The organism is Streptomyces cavernicola (assembly GCF_029968035.1).
GTDB classification, from domain to species: Bacteria; Actinomycetota; Actinomycetes; order Streptomycetales; family Streptomycetaceae; genus Streptomyces; species Streptomyces cavernicola.
Genome location: NZ_JASCIQ010000001.1, coordinates 20,075 through 42,647, shown reverse-complemented (window position 1 = coordinate 42,647; position 22,573 = coordinate 20,075). Strand labels below are relative to the sequence as shown.

20 protein-coding genes are annotated in these 22,573 nt (G+C 73.2%); 10 read left to right on the top strand and 10 right to left on the bottom strand.

Annotated features, from left to right (window positions below; all coding sequences use genetic code 11):
- Positions 1-126: 126 nt before the first annotated feature.
- Positions 127-1,224 (top strand): M4 family metallopeptidase, encoded by a 1,098-nt coding sequence (locus tag QIS96_RS00185; protein WP_282540227.1) that lies wholly within the window; start codon positions 127-129, stop codon positions 1,222-1,224.
- 194 nt (positions 1,225-1,418) lie between these two features.
- Entirely contained in the window at positions 1,419-3,425 is a 2,007-nt protein-coding gene (locus QIS96_RS00180; RefSeq protein WP_282540226.1) for an elongation factor G, read from the top strand.
- On the opposite strand, the gene QIS96_RS00175 is transcribed toward QIS96_RS00180, so the two are convergent.
- Complete coding sequence (locus QIS96_RS00175; RefSeq protein ID WP_408907084.1) at positions 3,422-4,768, bottom strand: GAF domain-containing protein; 1,347 nt, start codon at positions 4,766-4,768, stop codon at positions 3,422-3,424. The two genes, QIS96_RS00180 and QIS96_RS00175, sit on opposite strands and share 4 nt — an antisense overlap.
- A gap of 366 nt (positions 4,769-5,134) precedes the next feature.
- A complete protein-coding gene (locus QIS96_RS00170) occupies positions 5,135-6,796 on the bottom strand; it encodes an acyl-CoA dehydrogenase family protein (RefSeq protein ID WP_282540224.1) in 1,662 nt (553 codons plus the stop codon).
- A 17-nt stretch (positions 6,797-6,813) separates the two neighbouring features.
- On the opposite strand from QIS96_RS00170, the gene QIS96_RS00165 reads away from it, so the two are divergent.
- Both QIS96_RS00165 and QIS96_RS00160 read left to right on the top strand, forming a co-directional pair.
- Entirely contained in the window at positions 6,814-8,025 is a 1,212-nt protein-coding gene (locus QIS96_RS00165; RefSeq protein WP_282540223.1) for a YihY/virulence factor BrkB family protein, read from the top strand.
- An 84-nt stretch (positions 8,026-8,109) separates the two neighbouring features.
- Positions 8,110-8,841, top strand: a complete 732-nt coding sequence (locus tag QIS96_RS00160; protein ID WP_282540222.1) for a helix-turn-helix domain-containing protein — start codon at positions 8,110-8,112, stop codon at positions 8,839-8,841.
- Here QIS96_RS00160 and QIS96_RS00155 read toward each other — a convergent pair.
- A complete protein-coding gene (locus QIS96_RS00155) occupies positions 8,825-9,259 on the bottom strand; it encodes a VOC family protein (RefSeq protein ID WP_282540221.1) in 435 nt (144 codons plus the stop codon). The two genes, QIS96_RS00160 and QIS96_RS00155, sit on opposite strands and share 17 nt — an antisense overlap.
- A gap of 190 nt (positions 9,260-9,449) precedes the next feature.
- On the opposite strand from QIS96_RS00155, the gene QIS96_RS00150 reads away from it, so the two are divergent.
- Positions 9,450-10,190, top strand: coding sequence for a 4'-phosphopantetheinyl transferase family protein (locus tag QIS96_RS00150; RefSeq protein WP_282540220.1), 741 nt, complete (start codon positions 9,450-9,452; stop codon positions 10,188-10,190).
- 85 nt (positions 10,191-10,275) lie between these two features.
- On the opposite strand, the gene QIS96_RS00145 is transcribed toward QIS96_RS00150, so the two are convergent.
- The gene (locus QIS96_RS00145) at positions 10,276-10,719 is read right to left on the bottom strand and encodes a VOC family protein (RefSeq protein ID WP_282540506.1); all 444 of its coding nucleotides are present in this window, start codon (positions 10,717-10,719) and stop codon (positions 10,276-10,278) included.
- Positions 10,720-10,745: 26 nt separating this feature from the next.
- Entirely contained in the window at positions 10,746-11,660 is a 915-nt protein-coding gene (locus tag QIS96_RS00140) for a helix-turn-helix domain-containing protein (protein ID WP_282540219.1), read from the bottom strand.
- 404 nt (positions 11,661-12,064) lie between these two features.
- Here QIS96_RS00140 and mgtE point away from each other — a divergent pair, with 404 nt between their 5' ends.
- Both mgtE and QIS96_RS00130 read left to right on the top strand, forming a co-directional pair.
- The gene (gene mgtE, locus QIS96_RS00135; protein ID WP_282540218.1) at positions 12,065-13,456 is read left to right on the top strand and encodes a magnesium transporter; all 1,392 of its coding nucleotides are present in this window, start codon (positions 12,065-12,067) and stop codon (positions 13,454-13,456) included.
- Between the two features lie 180 nt (positions 13,457-13,636).
- The gene (locus QIS96_RS00130) at positions 13,637-14,227 is read left to right on the top strand and encodes a hypothetical protein (RefSeq protein ID WP_282540217.1); all 591 of its coding nucleotides are present in this window, start codon (positions 13,637-13,639) and stop codon (positions 14,225-14,227) included.
- A 74-nt stretch (positions 14,228-14,301) separates the two neighbouring features.
- Here the strand turns inward: QIS96_RS00130 and QIS96_RS00125 are convergent, their stop codons facing one another.
- Complete coding sequence (locus QIS96_RS00125) at positions 14,302-15,267, bottom strand: slipin family protein (RefSeq protein ID WP_282540216.1); 966 nt, start codon at positions 15,265-15,267, stop codon at positions 14,302-14,304.
- 176 nt (positions 15,268-15,443) lie between these two features.
- On the opposite strand from QIS96_RS00125, the gene QIS96_RS00120 reads away from it, so the two are divergent.
- The gene (locus QIS96_RS00120; RefSeq protein ID WP_282540215.1) at positions 15,444-16,433 is read left to right on the top strand and encodes an NAD-dependent epimerase/dehydratase family protein; all 990 of its coding nucleotides are present in this window, start codon (positions 15,444-15,446) and stop codon (positions 16,431-16,433) included.
- 372 nt (positions 16,434-16,805) lie between these two features.
- On the opposite strand, the gene QIS96_RS00115 is transcribed toward QIS96_RS00120, so the two are convergent.
- Positions 16,806-17,918 carry a sensor histidine kinase gene (locus QIS96_RS00115; RefSeq protein ID WP_282540214.1) on the bottom strand — a complete coding sequence of 371 codons (1,113 nt, stop codon included), beginning with the start codon at positions 17,916-17,918 and terminating at the stop codon, positions 16,806-16,808.
- On the bottom strand, positions 17,918-18,703 hold the full coding sequence (locus QIS96_RS00110) for a response regulator transcription factor (RefSeq protein ID WP_282540213.1): 786 nt from the start codon (positions 18,701-18,703) through the stop codon (positions 17,918-17,920). The genes QIS96_RS00115 and QIS96_RS00110 overlap by 1 nt, the downstream gene beginning before the upstream one ends.
- A 124-nt stretch (positions 18,704-18,827) precedes the next feature.
- Here QIS96_RS00110 and QIS96_RS00105 point away from each other — a divergent pair, with 124 nt between their 5' ends.
- On the top strand, positions 18,828-19,577 hold the full coding sequence (locus QIS96_RS00105) for a glycosyltransferase family 2 protein (RefSeq protein ID WP_282540212.1): 750 nt from the start codon (positions 18,828-18,830) through the stop codon (positions 19,575-19,577).
- Positions 19,574-20,197, top strand: a complete 624-nt coding sequence (locus QIS96_RS00100; RefSeq protein WP_282540211.1) for a TIGR04282 family arsenosugar biosynthesis glycosyltransferase — start codon at positions 19,574-19,576, stop codon at positions 20,195-20,197. The genes QIS96_RS00105 and QIS96_RS00100 overlap by 4 nt, the downstream gene beginning before the upstream one ends.
- Positions 20,198-20,783: 586 nt before the next feature.
- On the opposite strand, the gene QIS96_RS00095 is transcribed toward QIS96_RS00100, so the two are convergent.
- Together QIS96_RS00095 and QIS96_RS00090 are read right to left on the bottom strand one after the other, a co-directional pair.
- Positions 20,784-21,236 carry a hypothetical protein gene (locus QIS96_RS00095; protein WP_282540505.1) on the bottom strand — a complete coding sequence of 151 codons (453 nt, stop codon included), beginning with the start codon at positions 21,234-21,236 and terminating at the stop codon, positions 20,784-20,786.
- Between the two features lie 20 nt (positions 21,237-21,256).
- Complete coding sequence (locus tag QIS96_RS00090) at positions 21,257-22,516, bottom strand: molybdopterin-dependent oxidoreductase (protein ID WP_282540210.1); 1,260 nt, start codon at positions 22,514-22,516, stop codon at positions 21,257-21,259.
- Between the last annotated feature and the right edge of the window lie 57 nt (positions 22,517-22,573).

Below are 22,573 nucleotides of genomic sequence, written 5' to 3'. Positions count from 1 at the left end.
TGGTCAGACCGGGTGGCCCCGGGCCCGTGCGGGACGGCCGTGTCCGCCCTCTGTTCAAGGCCGCAGCCGTACGGGAAGATCACGCCGCGCCACACCCCTTGTCATGTACTCCGACCTGGAGGACCCATGGTTCGCCGCACACCCCGCGGTCTGATCGCCGCCGCCACAGCAACGGTGGCCCTGGCCGCTCTCGCCGCCCCGGCGACGGCCGCGCAAGCGCCCTCCGCGCAAGCCTCATCCGCGCAAGCACCGTCCGGACAAGCGTCGTCCGCGCAGAGTGACGCCACGGCCGCGCAGGCCCGGCTGTTCATGGTCAACCCCGTGCAGTCCTCGGGCGACCAGTCGCTCGTCGACGGCAAGGACGCGGCCGCCGCCGTGCCTGACTCCGCGTACGCCCTCGCCCCGCTGCGCAACCTCGACGCGAGTGGCGGCCTGAACGGCAAGTGGGCCTATGTGAGATCCGAGACGGGCGAGCCCGCGAAGGCCGCGGACGCGTCCGGGTACGGCCGTGCGGACGACCAGTTCGAGCAGGTCATGGCGTACTTCTGGGTCAACGAGTCGCAGGAGTATCTGCAGAGCCTCGGCTTCGGCGGCGAGCTGCCCGGTGCCAACGATCGCGCCCAGCCGGTGCGGATCAACCAGTGGGGCGGCGACAACTCCTTCTTCACGGACAAGAAGGCGGAGATCCGCTTCGGCAAGGGCGGGGTCGACGACGCGGAGGACGCCGAGGTGGTCGTCCACGAGTACGGCCACGCCGTGCACCACGCCCAGGTGCCCGGCTTCGGCACCTCGCCGGAGGCCGGGGCGATAGGCGAGTCCTTCGGCGACTACCTGGCGGTGAGCGTCGGGGCGTACGCGGACGACAAGTACGGCTGGCCCGCCGAGGCCGAGCTCGCCTGTGTCGCGGACTGGGACTCCGTCTCGTACAGCGAGACGCCGCACTGTCTGCGGCGGATCGACTCCGACAAGACCTACGCGGACAAGGTGGGGGAGGTGCACGCGGACGGTGAGATCTGGTCGCGGGCGCTGTACGACATCCGGCGCGACCTCGGCGCGCGGACCGCGGACCGGATCATCGTGAACGCGCAGTTCGGGTTCGCGCCCGACACCAGTTTCAAGGACGCCGCCCTGAAGACGATCGCCACCGCCGAGTCGATGTACGGCAAGGCGGCCGCGGCCACGGTGCGCGCGGCGTTCCAGGGCCGGGAGATTCCGGGGGTCTGACACCCACCCGCACACACGTATGCACGGGCGCGGCCCGGTGACGGCGACCGAGACGTAATTCGGTTGCACGTCACCGGGCCGCGCCGCTGTACTCGCTCCACCCCAGAACTCCGACCCGAGGAGAACAGCAATGCGCGGAACGTTCATGTCCCACCCGAAGGGAATGCCCATCAACCCGAAGGACATGACGTTCAGTGCACGAAACGCAACGCACCCTGAATCTGGGAATCCTGGCGCATGTTGACGCCGGAAAGACGAGCCTGACCGAAAGGCTCCTGCATTCCGCCGGAGTGATCGACGAGATCGGCAGTGTGGACGACGGAAACACACAGACCGATTCCCTCGCCCTCGAACGCCGCCGCGGCATCACGATCAAATCGGCCGTCGTCTCGTTCGCGCTCGACGACGACACCACCGTCAACCTCATCGACACCCCCGGCCACCCCGATTTCATCGCCGAGGTCGAGCGGGTGCTGAGCGTCCTCGACGGGGCCGTGCTCGTGGTCTCCGCCGTGGAGGGCGTGCAGGCGCAGACCCGCATCCTGATGCGCACGCTCCGCCGGCTCCGCATCCCGGTCCTGATCTTCGTGAACAAGGTCGACCGCGCAGGGGCCCGGCCCGAGCACGTGCTGCGCGAGATCGCCGCGAAGCTCACCCCGGCCGTCGTCCCCACCGGCGAAGTCACGGCCCCCGGCACACGGGCCGCGACCGTCCGCCCGTACGAGCCCGACGATCCGCGCTTCACCGCCCGGCTGGTCGAGACGCTCGCCGAGCACGACGACGAGATCCTCGCCGCGTACGTGGACGACGCGCGGCCGCTGCCGCCCGCCCGGCTGCACACCGCACTGCGCGCACAGACCGCACGCGCCCAGGCGCACCTGGTGTACTTCGGCTCGGCGATCACCGGCGCGGGAGTGCCGGCGCTGATCCACGGCGTGCGCGAGCTGCTGCCCGCCGCGACGGGCGACCCGGACGGGCCGTTGTCCGGCACCGTCTTCAAGGTCGAACGCGGCCCGGCGGGCGAGAAGATCGGGTACGTACGGCTCTTCTCCGGGACCGTGCGCGTACGTGACGTGCTCACCTTCGGCAGCGCCGGGCGCACCGCCGAGGGCAAGGTCACCGGCATCGCCGTGTTCGACCGGGGCGCGGCCGGCCGTGCCGACGAGGTGACCGCCGGCCGCATCGGCAAGCTGTGGGGCCTCGGCGACCTCCGCATCGGCGACTCCGTCGGCGTACCGCCCGAGGGTGCGGCGCAGCACCACTTCGCGCCGCCCACCCTGGAGACCGTGGTCGTCCCCGCAACTCCCGCCGACCGAGGGCCACTTCACCTCGCCCTGACCCGGCTCGCCGAACAGGACCCGCTGATCGACCTGCGCCAGGACGATGTGCGCGGCGAGGTCTCCGTCTCGCTGTACGGGGAGGTCCAGAAGGAGGTCGTACAGGCCACGCTCGCCGAGCAGTTCGGGGTCGACGTCACTTTCCGGGAGACGACGACGATCTGCGTCGAACGACCGGTCGGAACAGGGCACGGCTACGAGAAGGATCTCGATCCTTTTCTCGGCACGGTCGGCCTGCGCGTCGAACCCGCACCCGTCGGATCGGGAATCCGATTCCGCCTGGAGGTCGAACTCGGCTCCATGCCTTACGCGTTCTTCAAAGCGGTCGAGGAAACCGTCGGAGAAACCCTCAGGGAAGGCCTTCACGGCTGGCAGGTCGCGGACTGCACGGTCACGATGACGCATTCCGGATACTGGCCGCGGCAGAGCCATTCCCATGCCGTCTTCGACAAAAGCATGTCGAGCACGGCCCGCGATTTCCGCCAGCTCACGCCGCTGGTCCTGATGAGCGCTCTGCAGGAGGCGGGCACCCGCGTCCACGAACCGATGCACCGCTTCCGCATAGAGGCCCCGGACGACACGTCCGCCCCGCTCCTCTCGACCCTGGCCCGCCTCGGCGCCGTACCCCGCGAGCAGCGGCAGCACGGCGCGGAGTGGACGGTCGAGGGCGACGTACCGGCCGCCCACGTGCACGCCCTGGAGCAGCGACTGCCCGGACTGACCAGGGGAGAAGGCGTCCTGGAGACCTCCTTCTCGCACTACGCCCCCACCCGCACGACCCCACCCCCGACCCGCCCCCGCACCGACCAGGACCCGCTCAACCGGAAGGAGTACCTCCTGCGGGTGGCGCGGAGGGTGCGCTAGGGCCGGTCGCCCAGGGGGATCCCGCGCGCCCGCACCACCGCGGGCGCGAGGGAGTGCGGCAGGAGGTCGGACGGGGCGTCGGGGAGGAGGACGCGCAGGTGGGCGCCGTCGCGGAAGCGGTACGGGCGGTGCTCGATCAGGCCGGCCGAGTACCGGCGTACGCGGGAGAGTTCGGCGCGGACGGTGACCGCGCGGTCCGGGTCGCCGAACAGGTCCGCGGCCAGCTCGGCGGCGGTACGGCCCGAGGGGTGCGCGGCGAGGACGTAGAGGAGCTCGGCGTGCCGGGGCGAGAGGTCGTGTGTCCAGGTGCCCGCGCCGCCGGCCACGGTGAGCGTGCTGCGCCGGGCGCCGGACAGGTCGAGGACCACCGTCAGGCCCTCCGCGGGGTGCGGGGCGTCCGAGGCCGAGCCGAGGCGCAACAGCCGCCCGCCGCCCGGGAGTTGCTCGACCTCGCACTCGCCGAGCGCCGCCAGCCAGCTGCGGCCCGCCGTCACCGACCGGGGCAGCGGGACCCGGTCGACGTGCGGCATGCCCGTGACCGCGGCCGTCCAGCCGTTCTCGTCCACGACCAGGGCCCGGCCCGGGACGCGGGAGAGCAGCGGCACGGCCGCCGAACGCAGCCGGTCCAGGGACTGCAGATGCCGGTTGCGCAGCTCGGCCTCCGCGAGCCGCGTCACCGAGTGGACCAGGGCGAGCGTCGCCGGATGCATCGTGTCGACCGGCCCGCTCAGGTCGACCACGCCGATCAGCCGCCCGTCGCGCGGGTCCGTCACCGGGGAGCCCGCGCAGGTCCACGAGTGGTGCGTCCGTACGAAGTGCTCGGCGGAGAACACCTGCACCGGCCTGCGCACGACCAGCGGAGTGCCCACGCCGTTCGTGCCGACCGTGGACTCCCGCCAGTCCGCGCCCAGTTCGAAGCCGTGGCCGTCCGCCTTGCGCAGCACCGAGGCGTGCCCCTCGCGCCACAGCACCCGGCCGTCTGCGTCGGCGACGACCATGATGTGCTGCGCCGCGTCCGCGATCGAGACGAGGCCGTCGCGGAGCACCGGCATGATCTCGTGCAGCGGGGACGCGCGGCGGCGCGCCTCGATGTCCTCCAGGGCGAGGAGCCCGGCCCGGTAGTCGTGGTCCGGGTCCACGCCGCCGCGCAGCATCCGGTCCCACGAGGCCTCGATCACGGGCCGCGGCCCGACCGGCGGTGCCTGGCCCGCCAGGGCGGCGTCGCGTACGCCTTTCAGCAGCCGGGCCGCGCGGACCGAGTCCGTGGCCGCGAGCCTGAGCAGGTCGATCGTCGAGTTCGTCACCGGTGCCTCCCCGAAACGCCAGTGCGTGGGTGGACCCATGGTGCCTTCGGAGCGGCGGGAATGGGGGTGGGTCGGTGGGAGTCGATGCAACGGTCTGCAACCCTCGCCAACAACCGAGCAGTTGACCGAAACTGTGGTCGACGCCGCTTCTGCGGTGTTCGTGCTCCAAGTTCTTCTACGGGGCCAAGGGGCGGGGGTGGTGCCGTGTCGGCGCAGCATCACCCCTGTTCCTGTCTTTTTTGATCCCCTCCCCGCCCCTTCCCGAAAGTCCTGGCGGACGGCTATGGGGGCTCCGCCCCCGGCCCCCCGCCCGGGGCTGCCACCCCTGGACCCCGCTTCGGGGGCCGGCCCCCGGACCCCCTCCCCCAAGCTCTCGGCTTCGCTGGAGCAGGGGGGACCCCCATCTCAAACGCCGGAGGGGTTGGATTGTGGGCTGAATTGGGGTGCCGCCCTGTCCACCACCGCCCCCAAGTTCAAGCTGTGCGGCAGTGTGCCGAAAGCTGAGCCCCAGTCGCCGCCCAGGCGGGACGCGCAGAAGGCGTCCGCGACGTCCGGTGGGGCGAAGCGGGTCAGGAGGGAGCCCTGGAGGACGAGGGCCAGGCGTTCCACGACGCGGCGGGCGCGGGCCTCGATGCCGGAGAGGTCGGCGAGTTCGGTGAGCAGGGCCTTGATCGCGGCGTCGAGGCGGTGGTCCGCGCCGCGGGAGCGGCCCACCTCGCGCAGGAACGCGTCCAGCGCGAGCGGTTCGCGTTGCAGGGCGCGCAGGACGTCGAGGGCCTGGACGTTGCCCGCGCCCTCCCAGATCGAGTTGAGCGGTGACTCGCGAAGGAGGCGCGGCATCCCGGACTCCTCCACGTAGCCGTTGCCGCCCAGGCACTCCAGGGCCTCCACCGCGACCGGCGTGCAGCGCTTCGTCACCCAGTACTTCGCCGCCGGAAGCGCGAGCCGCAGGAACGCCCGCTCCTGCTCGCCCCCGTCGTCGTACGCCGCCGCGAGCCGCAGCGCGAGTGTCGTCGCCGCCTCCGACTCCAGGGCCAGGTCCGCGAGGACGTTCCGCATCAGCGGCTTGTCGATCAGCGGGCCGCCGAACGCACCGCGGTACGTGGTGTGGTGCACGGCCTGCGCGACGGCCTGGCGCATCAGGGCCGCCGAGCCGAGCACACAGTCCAGGCGGGTCGCCGCGACCATCTCGATGATGGTCCGCACCCCGCGCCCCTCCTCGCCGACCCGGCGCGCCCACGTCCCGTCGAACTCGACCTCCGCGGAGGCGTTGGAGCGGTTGCCCAGCTTGTCCTTGAGCCGCTGGATCGCGAATACGTTGCGCGCACCGTCGTCCAGGACGCGGGGCACGAGGAAGCAGGTCAGTCCGTCCGGGGCCTGCGCCAGGACCAGGAAGCCGTCCGACATCGGGGCCGAGCAGAACCACTTGTGGCCGCGGAGTGCATAGGCGTCGGCCTCCGACAGCGGCTCCGCCGACGTCGTGTTGGCGCGGACGTCGCTGCCGCCCTGCTTCTCCGTCATGCCCATCCCGAGGAGCGCGCCGGCCTTCCGCGCGGCGGGCCTGAGCCCCGGCTCGTACACCGTGGACGTCAGCTTCGGCTCCCACGCGGCGGCAAGGGACGGCTCGGCGCGCAGCGCGGGCACCGCCGCGTGCGTCATCGACACCGGGCAGCCGTGCCCCGCCTCCGCCTGCGTCCAGACGAAGAACCCGGCGGCCCGCCGCACATGTCCGCCCGGCCGGGTCCACGCCGAGGTGAGGCCCGCGGAGACGGCACGGTCGAGGAGACTGTGCCAGGCCGGGTGGAAGTCGACCTCGTCGATGCGGTGGCCGTACCGGTCGTGCGTACGCAGCCTCGGCGGATGGTCGTTCGCGAGCGCGCCCCACTCCTGCACCTCGGCCGAGCCCGCCGCCGTGCCGAGCGCGGACAGCTCCGCGCGGGCCTCGTCCAGGAGCTCCGGGTCGAGGTGCCGCTCGACCGCCTCGGACAGGGCGCGGTCGGAGGCGAAGACGTCGTATCCCTGCAGGGGAGGAGCCTGGTTGGTCACGGTGTGGGTGCTGGCTGCCATGCGGATACGGTAAGGACGTGCACCAGGCAAAAGAAACTCCTGAGGAGACCTCAGGGCGGCTCCACCGCGCGCGGGTCCTCTACCGGAACATGTCGAAGCGCAAGACCGCCTGGCTGCTCCTCAAGGACACCGTCGACTCCTGCGTCGAGTACCGCATCCTCGGTCTCGCCGCCGAGGCCGCCTTCTTCACGCTGCTCTCCGTGCCGCCGCTGCTCCTCAGCCTCATCGGCCTCCTCGGCTACGTCGACACCTGGACCGGCGCGGAGACCATCGCGTCGGTGCGGGAGAACATCCTGGAGGCCTCCCGGACCGTCCTCTCCGACCAGGGCGTCAAGGAGATCGCGCAGCCGATCCTCGACGACGTCATGAAGGGCGGCAGACCCGACGTCATCTCCATCGGCTTCGTCCTCTCCCTCTGGTCGGGCTCCCGCGCGGTGACCGTTTTCATCGACACCATCACCGTGATGTACGGGCTCGACGGGGTGCGCGGCATCGTCAAGACCCGACTGCTCGCGTTCCTGCTCTTCATCGCGGCGCTGCTGATCGGCTCGGTGGCGCTGCCGCTGATGGTGGCGGGCCCGGACGCCGTGATCGGGATCTTCTCGTGGTCCGAGACCCTGGTGCGGTTCCTTTACTGGCCGGTGGTGATCCTGCTGAGCATCGCCTTCCTGACGACGCTCTACCACGTGTCCGTGCCGGTGCGCTCGCCCTGGGTGGAGGACGCTCCCGGTGCGCTGGTGGCACTCGGGATGTGGGTGCTCGGCAGCTTCCTGCTCCGCATCTACCTCACCAACACCATCGAGGGGCCGAGCGGACGCCCCACCATCTACGGCTCCCTTGCCGCGCCCATCGCCGTACTGCTGTGGATCGGCGTCGCCGCGTTCGCGGTGCTCGTGGGGGCCGCGGTGAACGCCGCGATCGACCGGGTCTGGCCGTCCGTCGCCACGGCCGCGGCGCGCGCCGCGAACGAGCGGGTCAGGGAGCAGCGGGCCGCCGAGGTCGTCGCTCGGGCCGCCGCCGCGCGGGCCGCGCAGGACGACCCGGACAACCCCGAGATGCCCTCCGAATTCCCCGAGCGCTGGGCCCAGTTCCTGCCCCCGGAGGACGTCACCGGTCGGCTGCGCACGCACCACCGCAGGAACGGCGAGTCCACCCTGCCCGGCGACCGCCCCCGGCACGACCGCCCGCACCACGACCGGCCTCCGCACGACGGCCCTGCGCAGGACTGACGTCCCCTAGCCCCGCCCCGGCTGCGCGACCCGACCCGACCCGATCCGCCTGCCCGGTCCGTTCGGCGGCGTAGCCTCGGCGGCATGTACGAGGAGCGCCCCTCGCGGTACGAGGGCGCGGTGCTGTGGAGCAAGCGGCCTGTGCCCCCGCCGGGTTCACGGCAAGAACCCCCACGGGGTCCGTGGACCGCGCCGTACCCCGTCCTGCCCGACGGCTGCATGGACCTGCTCTGGACCGAGGGCCGGCTCTTCGTCGCGGGCCCCGACACCCGCGCGTACGCCCCGGCCGGGGAAGGCGGGCCGACCATCGTCGGACTCCGGTTCGCACCCGGCACGGCGCCCGCCCTGCTCGGCGTGCCCGCCCACGAACTCCGCGACCGGCGGGTCGACTTGGCTGACCTGTGGCCGGCCGCGCGGGTACGGAACCTGACCGCGCGGGTCGACGCCGCCCCCGACCCCGCCTCGGCCCTGGAGGCGCTCGCCCTGGAACACGGCGCGGACCGCCCGCACCCGGACCCTGTTCTGCTCCGCGTCGTGGCGTCCCTGGCCGAGGGCCGTACGGTCGGCGCGACCGCCGACGCCCTCGGGCTCGGGGCGCGCCGCCTGCACCGGCACGCCCTCGCCGCGTTCGGCTACGGCCCGAAGACCCTCGCCAGGGTGCTCCGACTGCAGCGCGCCCTGGCTCTGGCCCGCTCCGGCCTGCCGGACGCGGAGACGGCCGCCGTCGCCGGGTACGCGGACCAGGCCCATCTGGCGCGCGACGTGCGGGAGTTGACGGGGCTGCGCCTCACCGAGCTGCTCAGCCGCCGTCCGTGACCGCACCCGGCAGCGGTGCGAACAGGTCGACGCTCTGGCCGTCGGGGTCGAGCACGGTCGCGTAGCGCTGCCCCCAGAACGCGTCGAAGGGCTTCAGGGCGCCGTCGTACCCGGCGTCGACCAGCTCTTCGTACGTCGAGTCGACCGCCGCCGGGTCCGCGCACAGGAAGGCGAGGCCGGCGCGGCCCGCGGAGACGGGCGGCCGCCAGTCGGGGGCGAAGGAGCGGACGGTGGCCTCGGTGTCGAGCGCGAAGCGGAGCCCGCCGGGGAGCGCCGCCTCCACGTGCGGTGCCTGCTCGGCGCCCTCGGGGAACGCGAGGCCGAGCCTGCGGTAGAAGGCGACGGACGCGGCCATATCGGAGACGACGAGTCCGATGAGGTCGAATCGGGGCGTGGGTGTGCTTGTGCTTGTGGTCATGGGGTGACGCTAGGGCCGGGCGCCCGTACCGGTCTTGAAGGAAACGGACACCGCGGCAGCCGACGGTGGCACGCTGTCGACTGACTGACTGACTGACTGACTGACTGACTGACTGACTGACTGACTGACTGACTGACTGACTGACTGACTGACTGACTGACTGACTGACCTGCCTCAAGGAGCTCGACCGATGACCGCCACAGCCGGACCCGCCCCCGCTCCCGTCCCCGGTCCCTTCGAGGACCGGCGGCTGCGCGTGCCCTCTGGCCTCCAACGCGCCGACGGCGGCGTGGAGTTGTGGCTCACGGAGGCGGCCGAGGGGTCCGATGGCCACGCGCTGCTCGACGCCGGTGAGCGGGCCCGCGCCGAGCGGCTGCGCCGTCCCGCCGACCGGCTGCTCTACGTCGCCGCGCACGCCCTGCTGCGGCGGCGGCTCGGCGCGCGTCTCGACCGCGATCCGGCCGCCCTGCGCTTCGTCCGCGAACCCTGCGCCGGCTGCGGCGCCCCGCACGGCCGCCCGGCCCTGCCGGGCGCGCCCGTTCACTTCTCGCTCTCGCACTCGGGGGACCGCGCCCTGGTCGCCCTCGCCGAGCGTCCCGTCGGCGTCGACCTCGAACTCCTCGCGGACGACGGGCTCGTGGACGACGTGGCGGCGTCCCTGCACCCGCGCGAGCGCGCGGAGTTGGCCGGCCTGCCCCCGGGCCCGCCGCGCAGCACGGCGTTCACCCGCTGCTGGACCCGCAAGGAGGCCTGCCTGAAGGGCACGGGCGAGGGCGTCACGGCCGACGGCCTGCGCGACACGTTCGTCGGAACCGGCCCGGACCCGGCCCCGGAGCCCGTGCCCGGCTGGGCGCTCGCGGACGTGGAGCCACCCGAGGGGTACGCGGCAGCCTGCGCGGTGCAGCTCAGCCGGACCCACCGGAGGGGCTGAATCAGCCCCGACAGGGGCGCGGGGAACTGCGCGACCAGCCACGACGGCGGGAGGGGCGAACGAGAGAATCAGCCCGCACCGCACGCTACGCGGACCGCCGAGGCGCCCCCCGATACGTGCCGAAGGACCACTTGTTGCCCTCCGGATCGGTGATCGCGAACTCCCGGCTCCCGTACGGCTGATCCTCGATCTCCCGCAGAATCCGCACCCCGGAACCGGGCGCAGTCAACCGCTCGTACAGCTCGTCGACGCGCTCCGTCACGACGTACGCGCCGAGCGTCCCCGGCTCCACCGACCACTGCTTGTGCTCCGGGTCGTACGAGCCGAGCATGATGCCGCCGCCCTCCGGCCAGTCGAGCTGAGCGTGGGCCACCTTGCCGCCGTCCTCGTAGACGGCGGTGCGCTCGAAGCCGACGGTGTCGACGAGGAAGTCGATCAGGGCGGGGGCGTCGTGTGCCTGGAGTGTGGGCCACACGGTGGGCGCGGGCCGTCCATCCGCGGAAGGGGTCTCCGACGCGCTCTCCGACATGCTCTGCGAACTGCTCTGTGTAGTGTTCATGGCTCCAAGCCTTCACCGTTCCTATGGCCCCCGGCTTGGATATTCCGGCACTCTTCGGCCAACCAGGCGGTCGGACTCGCCCCCGCGAAGCGGCGGAAATCCCGTACCAGGTGCGAGTGGTCGTAGTAGCCGCAGTCCGCCGCCACGCCCGCCAGGTCGAGGGCCTCGCCCCGTACGACCGCACGCACCAGGGCCGCCTTCGCGTGCTCGAACCGCATCAGGCCCGCCGCCTGCTTGGGCGTCACCCCGGTCTCCGCGCGGAACAGCGCCGTCAGGCGGCGCGGGCTGAGCGCCACGTGCCCGGCAAGACCGTGCAGCGTGCCCGCGCCCCGGTGCCGGGCCAGCCAGGCCCAGGCCTCCGCCACCTCGGGCCGTACCCGCTCCGTACGCCCGGCTCCGGCCGCCCGCGCCCGCAGGTACGCCGACAGCGTCGCGAACCGGTCCGCCCAGTCGGCCTGCTCCGCCAGCTGCTGCCGCACCGCCTCGGCCCGTGCGCCAAGCAGGTCCGCCCCCGAGGTCACCGGCTCATCGGTCAGCTCCGCCGCGGGCGCCCCGAACAGCGCACGGGCCGCCAGCGGGTGCACGGCGAGCTGGATGCCGGCCTGCCGCTCGGGCTGCACCACGTACGCCGGGCCCTGCTGCAGCGCGCCCACCACGATGTCGGTCCGCGCCGCGTCGCCCCCGACGGCCTGCTGCGGGGTGAGCCCGGTCGTCACCGGCCCGTCGAAGGAGAAGATCAGCGTCAGATACGGGGACGGCATCCCGATGTGCAGCCCGGGTGTCAGGCCCGAGGCCCGGTACCCGACCGCCGACACGACCCCCTCGACCCCCGGCGAGGCCCGTACGAACTCCAGGGACTCGCCGTCCACGGTCCCCTGCTCCTCCCGTACGGCCTTCTTGCGGGACGCCATGCGTCAAGTATGGGACGGCGGGGACGCGCCCCGCTTGCCGCGGCTACCGGAACGGGTGCGGGAGCGGGTGCCCGAAAGACCCGGTCTGCGGGGTGTTCAGCCGCTCGATGTACGCTGCACCGGCGCGTCCGCTGCGGCCGGCGCGCGTGGAATGCGTCGGACGCGGGATACGGAGGTGGTGCTGCGATGCGCGGCGAACCTCCCAGTCACCCGACCGGTCACCCGAGGCGTGGCGCCCACCTCCTCCAGAACCCGGCCCCCGGCCTGCGCTGAGCGCGCCGCGGGGCGGCGCGTGCGGTGCCTGCCCGGCGCTTCTGCGCGCCTTCCCGAACTTCCTCGATCTGCCCCGATCTGCCCCGAACTCCCTTGTCCCGCCGAGGACTTGTCTCTCCTGAGGATCTGGCATGCCGCACACCTCGCTGCCCGAAGAGCCGCGCCCCGAGCGCCCCGAGTTCGACGGGCGGCTGGACGAGCGCTCCCTGCAGGACCTCGTGCAGAACCAGGAGCTGCACGCCGCCCTGGAGTGGCTGGAGACCAACCCGCCGCACGTCATCGCCGACGAACTGGCCCGCATGGACGCACCCGCCGCCGGCATGGCCTTCCGGCTGCTCGACAAGGACCGCGCCCTGACGGTCTTCGAGGAGCTGGAGCCGGTCGACCAGCAGCAGATCCTGCAGGGCCTGCGCGACCAGTCGTTCCTCGAACTCGTCGAGGCCATGGACCCCGACGACCGGGCCCGGATGCTCCGCGAGGCCCCGGCGAAGGTCGCCAAGCGGGTCCTCGCCGGGCTCAGCTCGCACCAGCGCCGTATGACGGCCGCGCTCCTCGGCTATCCGGAGGGCTCCGCCGGCCGCTACATGACCCCCGAGGTGGTCGCGCTCGGCCAGGACCTCACCGTCGGGCAGGCCCTGGGCGTCGTCCTCGCCGAGGGCAACGAGGCGGAGACGGTCTACACGCTGCCCGTCGTCGACCACACGCGCCGCCTCACCGGCATCGTCGAGCTGCGCGAACTCGTCCTCAACCCGCCCGAGACGCTCGTCTCCGCACTCGTCGTCACCGAGCCCGCGTACGCGTACGCCACCGACTCCGCCGAGCAGGCGGCGCGCCTGATGCGCGAGACGAACGACCTGAACCTGCCGGTCGTCGACAGCGAGCAGCGGCTCGTGGGGCTGCTCACCATCGACGACGCGGTCGAGGTGATCGAGGCCGCCGACACGGAGGACGTCGCGCGGCAGTCCGGGTCCGCGCCCTGGGCCGGGCACTACATGGCCGCCTCCGTCTGGCAGTTGGCCCGCTACCGGGCGCTGTGGCTGAGCCTGCTGCTCGTCGCCGCGACGCTGACGGTCAGCGTCACGCAGGCCTTCGAGGGCACCCTCGAACAGGTCGCCTCGCTCGCCGTGTTCATCCCGATGCTGATCGGCGCGGGCGGCAACGCGGGGGCCCAGGCCGCCACGGCCTGCGTACGCGCCCTCGCAGTCGGGGAGGTCCGCGGGTCCGACCTGCTGAAAGTGATCTGGCGGGAGTGCCGGGTGGGGTTGGTGCTCGGCGGACTGCTCGCGGTCCTCGGCGTGATCGTGGGCACGCTGTTCGTGGGGGCGGACGTGGCGGTCGTCGTGGGGATCACGCTTGTGCTGATCTGTGGGTGGGCGGCGACGATCGGGGGGACGATGCCGTTGCTCGCGAAGCGGTTGAGGATCGACCCTGCGGTGGTGTCGGCTCCGATGGTGACGACGCTGGTCGACGCGACGGGGTTGATCCTGTACTTCCTCACTGCGAAGGCGGTCCTCGGCGTCTGAACGACCTTTCTCTTCCCCACCCCGCCCCTTCCCGGCTGTGTCCGATATGCGGCTGCCGTCGGCTGCGGGGCTCCGCCCCGGCCCCCGGCCCGTCTTTCGACTGCCGCGCCGTCGTGGCTGGTCGCGCAGTTCCTCGCGCCCCTCCGGGCGCCGTTCCCGCGCGACGGCCGCGCGGAGTCGATGCTCAGGGACCGCTGGGACCCGCACGCGAACTTCGTCGTCGACCTCATCAACTTCGCGGTGTGGAAGGAGAACTACCGGCCGGAGTTCCGCGCGCAGCGCGCCGAGACCCTGCGCCGGCTGGTGCACGGGCGCAGCGGCGCCGAGTTCGTGCGCGCCGTCCACGACATCTCCTACCGGCACGCCGCCGACGGCGTCGAACTGCCCTCCGTACGCCTCGGTCTCGCCCTCATGCCCGCCGCGGACGGCGACGAGGAGGTGGCGCAGATCGTCGCCGGGATCTACCGGGACTACCTCGGCTCGTGGAAGGAGCTGTACGCGGACGTCCTCAAGCAGCGCGGGCTGCGGCTGCGTCCGGGGCTCACCCTGGACGACCTGGCCGACGCGCTGTCCGCGACCAACGACGGCACGACGCTGCGGGCTATGGGCGACCCGGACTCGGGCGTCGTCGACCACGCCCGCGGCCGCTCCCTGATGGGCACCCTCGCCCTCGCCGTCATTCACGCCTTCCTCGAACCGGACGACGACGCGAGCGGCCTGACCCTCGAACAGGCCGTGGCGCAGCGGTTCGGCGGAGGCGGCCGGTACTGACCGGCGCCCACGGTGGTCTCTGTCGCCTGGCCGCCGTCGTACGTCGGCCCGATCGCCGCCGTACGACGGGGTGTTCACGTCCGGGACGTGGTCCCGGGGTCGGGGGCCGGCAAGCTGTCGGCGGAGTCGCGCACCGGGGTCAGGCTGCGCGGCGGGTCCACGTCGGCGGCCGCGGCGCCGACCTGGTCCCTGATCTGGTCCAGGACCTCCTCGGGGACGAGGCCCGGAGGCACGGCGTGCGGCGCCTCGGGCTGTGCGGCCTCCGGCTGTGCGGCTGCCTGCTGGGTGCTGCGCTCCAGGAAGCGGAGCAGCTCGACGGGGAAGGGCAGGACGAGCGTGGAGTTCTTCTCGGCGGCGACGGCCACCACGGTCTGCAGCAGCCGGAGTTGGAGCGCCGCCGGCTCGTCCGCCATCTGGTGCGCCGCCTCGGCGAGCTTCTTCGAGGCCTGCAGCTCGGCGTCGGCGTTGATGACACGGGCGCGGCGCTCACGGTCGGCCTCGGCCTGGCGGGCCATCGACCGCTTCATGGTCTCCGGCAGGGACACGTCCTTGATCTCGACGCGGTCGATCTGCACGCCCCAGCCCACGGCCGGGCTGTCGATCATCAGCTCCAGGCCCTGGTTGAGCTTCTCGCGGTTGGACAGCAGGTCGTCCAGGTCGCTCTTGCCGATGATGGACCGCAGCGAGGTCTGCGCCATCTGCGAGACCGCGAAACGGTAGTCCTCGACGTTCACGACGGCCTTGTCGGCCTCGACGACCTTGAAGTACACGACCGCGTCCACACAGACCGTGACGTTGTCCCGCGTGATGCCCTCCTGGGCCGGCACGGGCATCGTGACGATCTGCATGTTGACCTTACGGAGGCTGTCGACGATCGGGATGATCAGCGTGAACCCGGGCTCGCGAATCTGGCGGCGCAGCCGCCCAAGGCGCAGCACCACGCCCCGCTCGTACTGCTTCACGACCTTCGCCGCCGCCATGAAGTAGACGGTCACGGCGGATCCGGCCGTTACGGCAGCGATGGCGAGTTCTTCAAGCATGGCGAACCCCCTAGGGTCCGAGTCGCTCCTCTTTACCACGGTATGGCTGTTATGTCCGATGGTCGAGGGCCTGGCCAAGATCCTTCACTTACGCCTTACGTCTTGCGTCTTACGGAAGCGTGACGGCGGGCCGCGCCCCCGGCTGGAACCGAGCGCGACGGCCTAGCGTGCCCGGCATGCGCGTACTGGTCACCGGCGGAGCCGGGTTCATCGGATCCCATGTCGTCGAGGCGCTCGCCGCGCGCGGCCACGAGCCCGTCGCGTACGACGTCCGCCTCGACCCCGGCGCGGACGTACGGGACCCGGAAGCTGTGGCCCGCGCCCTGTCCGGCGTGGACGCGGTCTGCCACCAGGCGGCGATGGTCGGCCTCGGCACGGGCATCGCCGACGCCCCCGACTACGTCTCGCACAACGACGTCGGCACCGCCGTCCTGCTCGCCGCCATGGCCGAAGCGGGCGTGCGCCGCCTCGTCCTCGCGGGCTCGATGGTCGTGTACGGGGAGGGCCGCTACGACTGCGCACGGCACGGGCGGGTACGGCCCGGCCCCCGGAGCGTCGAGGACCTGGACGCCGGCCGCTTCGAACCGAGGTGCCCGCGGTGCGGGGCGTTCCTGACACCGGGACTCGTCACCGAGGACGCGCCGGTCGACCCGCGGAACGTGTACGCCGCGACCAAGGTCGCCCAGGAGCACCTGGCGGCGGCGTGGGCCAGGGACACCGGGGGAGCGGCGGTCTCGCTGCGCTACCACAACGTGTACGGACCCCGGATGCCCCGCGACACCCCGTACGCGGGAGTGGCCTCGTTCTTCCGCTCGGCCCTTGCCCGCGGCGAGGCGCCGACGGTGTACGAGGACGGGGCGCAGCGGCGGGACTTCGTGCACGTACGGGACGTGGCGGCGGCCAACGCCGTGGCCCTGGAGGCGGATGCGGCGGGCGGGGTGCTCACCGCGTACAACACCGGCAGCGGGGAGCCGCACACCGTCGGCGAGCTGGCCGCGGAGCTGGCGGCGGCGCACGGCGGCCCGGCGCCGCGCGTCACGGGCGCGTACCGGCTCGGCGACGTTCGGCACGTCACCGCCGACTCGGGTCGGCTGCGGGCCGGGCTCGGCTGGCGGGCGGAGGTGCGGTTCGTGGACGGGGTGCGGGAGTTCGCGTGCGCGGAGTGAAGCACTCCGCGGACCGCTCCGGGAGCTGCCACCCCCGAGCCCCCACTTCCCGGGGCTGCGCCCCGTGACCCGCCTCCCGGGGCTGCGCCCTCGGGCCCCCGCCTCTCGGGGCTGTGCCCCGGATCCCGGCTGTTTTTCGGCTGCTGCGCCGTCGTGGCTGGTCGCGCAGTTCCCCGCGCCCCTGTCGGGGCGCTCGGCCCAGTCCTGGCTCGCAAGGTTCAGCCCCCCACCTCGCCAAATTCAGGCCCCCCGCCCCGCCAAACTCAGCCCCTCCGGTGTTTGAAGAGCGGGGGTCTGGGGGCTGGCCCCCAGGGGCTGGCCGCAGGTCTTTCGGGAAGGGGCGGGGAGGGGAGAGAGAAGAGGCACGGCGGCTCAGGGCTCGGCGGTGGGGAGGGTCACCTCGAAGCGGCAGCCGTTGGGGATGTTGTGCACCGTGGCGTGGCCCCGGTGGGCCTCGACTATGCCGCGGACGATGGCGAGGCCGAGGCCCGCCCCCGCCGGCGGCGTACGGGCGTCGGAGCCGCGCCAGCCCGTGTCGAAGACGCGCGGCAGATCCCGCTCGGGGATGCCGCCGCAGCCATCGGAGACGGAGAGCACCGCTCCGTCCGCGCGGCGTTCGACGGCCACCTCGACCGTGCCGTCCGCCGGGGTCCGCCGGATCGCGTTGACCAGGAGGTTGCCGAGGACGCGGCTGATCTCCTTGGCGTCGACCTCCACGGGCACGGCCTCGACCCGCTCGCCGACGAGCCGGACGCCCAGCTCGCGGGCGAGCGGCGCGGCCCCCGCGAGCGCGTCGCCGACGAGGTCGTACAGGGAGAGCCGGGAGAGCGAGAGGGTGAGCGCGCCCGCGTGGATGCGGGAGAGTTCGAAGAGGTCGCCGACCATGTCGTTGAGCCGCTCCACGTCGGTGCGCATCTGCCGGAAGTAGCGCTCCGGGTCCGCGGCGACCCCGTCCTCAAGGGCCTCCGCCATCGCCCGCAGACCGGCGAGCGGGGTGCGCAGGTCGTGCGAGATCCAGGCGACCAGCTCGCGCCGGGACGCCTCCAGGGACCGCTCGCGCTCCCTGGACTCGGCGAGCCGTGCGCTGGTGGCCGCCAACTCGCGGCTGAGCAGGGCGAGTTCGCCGGGCACCGGGCCCTCGGGGGCGGCGTACTCGCCGCCGTCGCCGAAGGAGCGGGCGGCGAGCTGCAGGGCACGGCTGCGGGCGACGACCCAGCGGCCGAGCAGCAGGGCCGTCGCGAGGGACACGACGGCGGCCATCGCGACCACCGTCGTGACCACGGTCAGGTCGTGCGGGGAGAGGAACATCGCCCACGCCACGGCCAGTGTCCCGGCGAGCATCGCGGTCACGGCGACCACGGCCACCACGGCGACGGACACCGTCAGCGAGCGGTGCCTCAGGAGCCGTAGCGCCGCCGCCCCGAGGAGTCCGGCCGCGCCCGCGCCGAGCAGGGCGAACAGGGCGATGAGCAGCATCTCGCGCATCACTCGTCCCCCAGCGGCGAGTCGGAGTCCGCCACGGTCGCCACGGTCGCCGTGGTCGCCGTGGTCTCCGTCGGCTCGAAGCGGTAACCGACGCCCCACACCGTCCGGATCAGCCGCGGCCGGGCCGGGTCCTCCTCGACCTTGCCGCGCAACCTGCGCACATGCACGGTCACCGTGGACAGGTCCCCGAACTCCCAGCCCCACACCTCGTGCATCAGCTCCTCGCGGCTGTGGGCCCGGCCCGGGTGCCGCAGGAAGTGCACGAGCAGGTCGAACTCCCGTAGCGTCAGGGCGAGTTCGGCGCCGTCCTTGGTGGCGCGGCGCGCGGCCGGGTCCACGGTGAGGCCGGCCGCGCTCAGCGGACGCGCGCCCTCGGCGGGCCGGGCCCGGCGCAGCACGGACGCGACCCTGAGGACCAGCTCGCGCGGGCTGAACGGCTTCGTGACGTAGTCGTCGGCGCCCACTTCGAGGCCGAGGATGCGGTCGTCCTCGTCGCCGCGCGCGGTCAGCATGACGACCGGGACCGGCCCGTGCGCGCGCAGCCGGCGGCACGCCTCCAGGCCGTCCATGCCGGGCAGCATCAGGTCGAGCACCACCAGGTCGGGGCGGCGCGCGGCGGCCAGGGTGAGGGCCGTGGGCCCGTCGGCGGCGCGGTCCACGGCGTATCCGGCGCGGTCCAGGTAGCCGGCGACGACCTCGGCGACCGTCGGATCGTCGTCCACCACCAGGACCAGGGGCCGGTCGCCGGTGGCCGGGCCCGAGGCGGGTTCGTACGGCTGCTGCATGCCCACAGCCTCGCACCGGGCGCGGGCGGGCGTCGCCCGCGGAGGGCGGGGCCGGGGTGGACGTCCGCGTTCCGTAAGGAGCAGCTGCCCGTTATGCCGGATTCGGCTCCGTAGGGTGGCCGACGTGACGCCCTCATCCCCGCACAGCGCCGCCGCCGTCCCCGCTGCCGCATCGGTCGCCGACGTCGACGTGGTCCTGCCGTGTCTGAACGAGGCCGAGGCCCTGCCCTGGGTGCTGGCCCGCATCCCGGCCGGCTGGCGCGCCCTCGTCGTGGACAACGGCTCCACCGACGGCTCGGCGGAGATCGCCCGCGCGCACGGGGCCACCGTGGTCCGCGAGGAGCGCCGCGGCTTCGGCGCCGCCTGCCACGCGGGCCTGACCGCCGCCACCGCCGACGTCGTCTGCTTCTGCGACTGCGACGCCTCGCTCGACCCGTCGCTGCTCGTCCCGTTCGTACGCCAACTGCACGCGGAAGAGGCTGACTTGGTGCTCGGGCGGCGCCGCCCGTCGTCCCGGCGCGCCTGGCCGCTGCACGCCCGCCTCGGCAACCTCGCCCTCGCCCGCACGCTGCGCCGCCGCACCGGCCTGCGCCTGCACGACCTCGGGCCGCTGCGCGCCGCCCGCCGCACGCCGCTGCTCGGCCTCGGCCTCACCGACCGGCGCAGCGGCTACCCGCTGCAGATGGTCGTCCGCGCCGCCGACGCGGGCTGGCGCATCGCGGAGCACGACGTGCCGTACCTGCCGCGCGCCGGCCGTTCCAAGGTGACCGGCACCTGGCGCGGGACCTGGCAGGCGGTACGGGACATGCGCAAGGTCCTCGCCGAACCGCCCCCGTCGCCCTCGCAGACCCGCGGGAACGGAGCCGGACGGTGAACACCCTGATCGTCATCGCCAAGGAGCCGTTGCCTGGGCGGGTCAAGACGCGGCTCACCCCGCCGTTCACGCCCGCGCAGGCCGCACTCCTCGCCGAGGCCGCGCTCGCCGACACCCTGCACGCCGTCGCCGCGACCCCGGCCCGCCGACGCCTGCTCGTCCTCGAAGGGCGCCCCGGCCGCTGGCTGCCGCCCGGCTTCGACGTGGTGCCGCAGTGCGGCGGCGGACTCGACGAGCGCCTGGCCGGGGCCTTCGCCGCCTGCACGGGTCCCGCGCTGCTCATCGGGATGGACACCCCGCAGGTCACGCCCGCGCTCCTCGACGTCCAACTCACCTACGGCGAGGCGGTGTTCGGGCCTGCGGAGGACGGGGGCTTCTGGGCGCTGGGTATGGCGGAGCCCGATCCCTCGCTCGTACGGGGCGTGCCGATGTCGGCCGCCGAGACCGGGGTCGTGCAGCGTGCGCGGCTGGTCGGGGCGGGGTTGCGGGTCCGGGATCTGCCGTGCCTGCGGGACGTCGACACGGCCGCCGACGCGGTCGCTGTCGCGGCGCGCGCGCCGAGCGGGCGTTTTGCGGCGGAGTTGTCGCGGGTGCGGGGTGGGGTGCGGCGCGATCGCTGAGCGCGCCGTGCTTGTCCCCTCCCCGCACCTTCCCGGCTGTGCCCGATATGCGGCTGCCGCCGCGTGGCCTGACGGACGGCTACGGGGGCTCTGCCCCCGGACCCCCTTCTCCGGGGCTGCCGCCCCAGGCCCCACCTCCCGGCCGTCGTTCGGCTGCTGCGCCGTTGTGGCTAGTCGCGCAGTTCCCCGCGCCCCTGTCGGGGCTTCGCCCCCGCCCCGTGCCTCCGGGCCCGTCGTTTGGCTGCTGCGCCGTCGTGGCTGGTCGCGCAGTTCCCCGCGCCCCTGTCGGGGCACTCGGCCCAGCCCTAGCCCGCAAGGCTCAGCCCCTGCCCTGCAACATCCAGTCCCTGCACCGCTAAACCCACCCCCTGCCCCGCAAATCCACCCCTTGCCCGCTCAATTCAGCCCCTCCGGCGTTTGAGGAGCGGGGGTTCCGGGGGCTGGCCCCCGGGATGGGGTCCGGGGCGGAGCCCGTGGTGGGGTTCTGGGGCGGCAGCCCCAGGGAGCGGGGGCCGGGGGTGCAGCCCCCGGAGCTGTCTGCTGAGGACTTTCGGGAAGGGGCGGGGAGGGGAGAAGGAAAAGCCGGTCACCGGGGGCGTCGCCGTGGACGGAGTCGTAGCGCGAGCAGCAGTGCTGAAGCAGCGAACAGCGCGGCTGTCACGAGGAGCCAGCGGGCCAGGAACCCGTCGGCGGACAACCCCGTCGCCCCCGCGTAACGCGCATCCACCCGCCCGCTGATCAGCGGGAACCACACGAGCAGCAGCAGGCACGACAACAGCGCGGGCACCCGTACGTACGGCGTCCAGTCCCGTCTGCCGCACGCGCCGAGCAAGCGGACGGCCGCACGGTCGACGGTCGCGTACAGCGGCAGCAGCACCAGGTCGTGCAGCAGCGCCGAGCCGACGAACCAGAGCGCCACCTGCAGCGTCTCGCCCGCGAGCAGTCGCACGCCCGCGTACCCGGCGAGCGCGAACGAGCAGGCCAGCAGCAGGAGTTGGAACGGATTGCCGACGACGGCGCGTAGCCGACCAAGGGACATAAGAGACATATGGCGGCGCATCACAGCGCTCCGAAGTCGAGCCGGGTGACCCACTTCGTGTTCAGGACGCCGGGCGCGGCGGGCACGATGACGCGGGCCGGTCGCCCGTGGTCGGCGCTCAGCGGCTCGCCGTTGACGTCGAGGGCGAGCAGCGAGCGCGCGTCGCCCACCTGGTTGCCGCGCAGCGCCGCCCGCCGGAACGCACCGCGCCGCTGCAGCGAGTCCACGAGGACGTCCGGCGGGTCCTCGGGCCCGTCGTACCCGACGAGCGCGGCCAGGTCCCGCAGCCGTACGCCCCGCCACCACTGGTCGGCGGTCGACCAGCCCTCCACGCACGCGATGGGCAACGCCGCGCTGTGCAGCGGGAGTCGGCGCAGCTCGGCGAGGCTCAGGCGTACGGTGCCGGAGCGCCCGGTGACGACGAGCCGCCATGCCTCGGGGGCCGCTTCCCGCGGGTCGATGCCCACGTACGCGGCGGTCTTGTTGATCTGGAAGCCGTTCGGTCCCGTGCCCGGCTCGGGTCCGCCGTGCGGGGAGAGCACGGCGGTCTCGCGCAGCGGCCCGTCGAAGCTGCGCCCCACGGAGGTGCCGAACAGTACGGCCGAGCCGCCTCCGACCAGCCAGAACGCGCCCCGCCGCGACATGGTGGGCGGATCGGGATCAGGGGCGAGGAGCGTGCCGGACACGGCCTGCTGTTCCTCCCCTTCCTCAAGCCCGGCCCGCAGGGCCCGTACGTTCCGCAGCGCCGCAGGCAACTTCAGTACGACATGGGCGAGGAACGCGGCGAGGAACACCCAGGCCCCGTACAGATGCAGCGGGTAGAAGGAGCCGGGGAAGGCGTAGTCCAGCTGGACGTTGAGGATGCCCGTGACGAACTCGAAGAGCGCGCCGCCCACCAGAAGCAGCAGCGAGAGCCGCTCCAGGGCGTGCGCGAGGGAGCGTACGGGCGGCAGCGCGAACAGCCGGGGCACCACCGACCACAGCTTGGCGAGCAGCACCGGCACGAGCGCGAGGCCGAGGGTGACGTGCACACCCTGCGTGAGCCGGTACAGCCAGTGCGGGTCGGTCGGCCACGCGAACAGGTAGAAGCCCAACAGGCCCTTGTCCGGCGTCTGGTCGTTGACCTGGGACAGGTCGGGGTTGTACGCGGCGTACGACAGGAGCCCCGTCACGAACAGCACGCTCATCCCGGCGAGCAGCACCAGACCGAGCACCGAGGTGAACCGGGGGCCACGCACCGGGCTGCGCCAGAACGCGGGGGAGGAGGGGAAGCGGGCCATGGCACGACGGTAGGCCGCGCGGGTGCGGCGGCCGGCGAAGCGACGATGACGAAACGC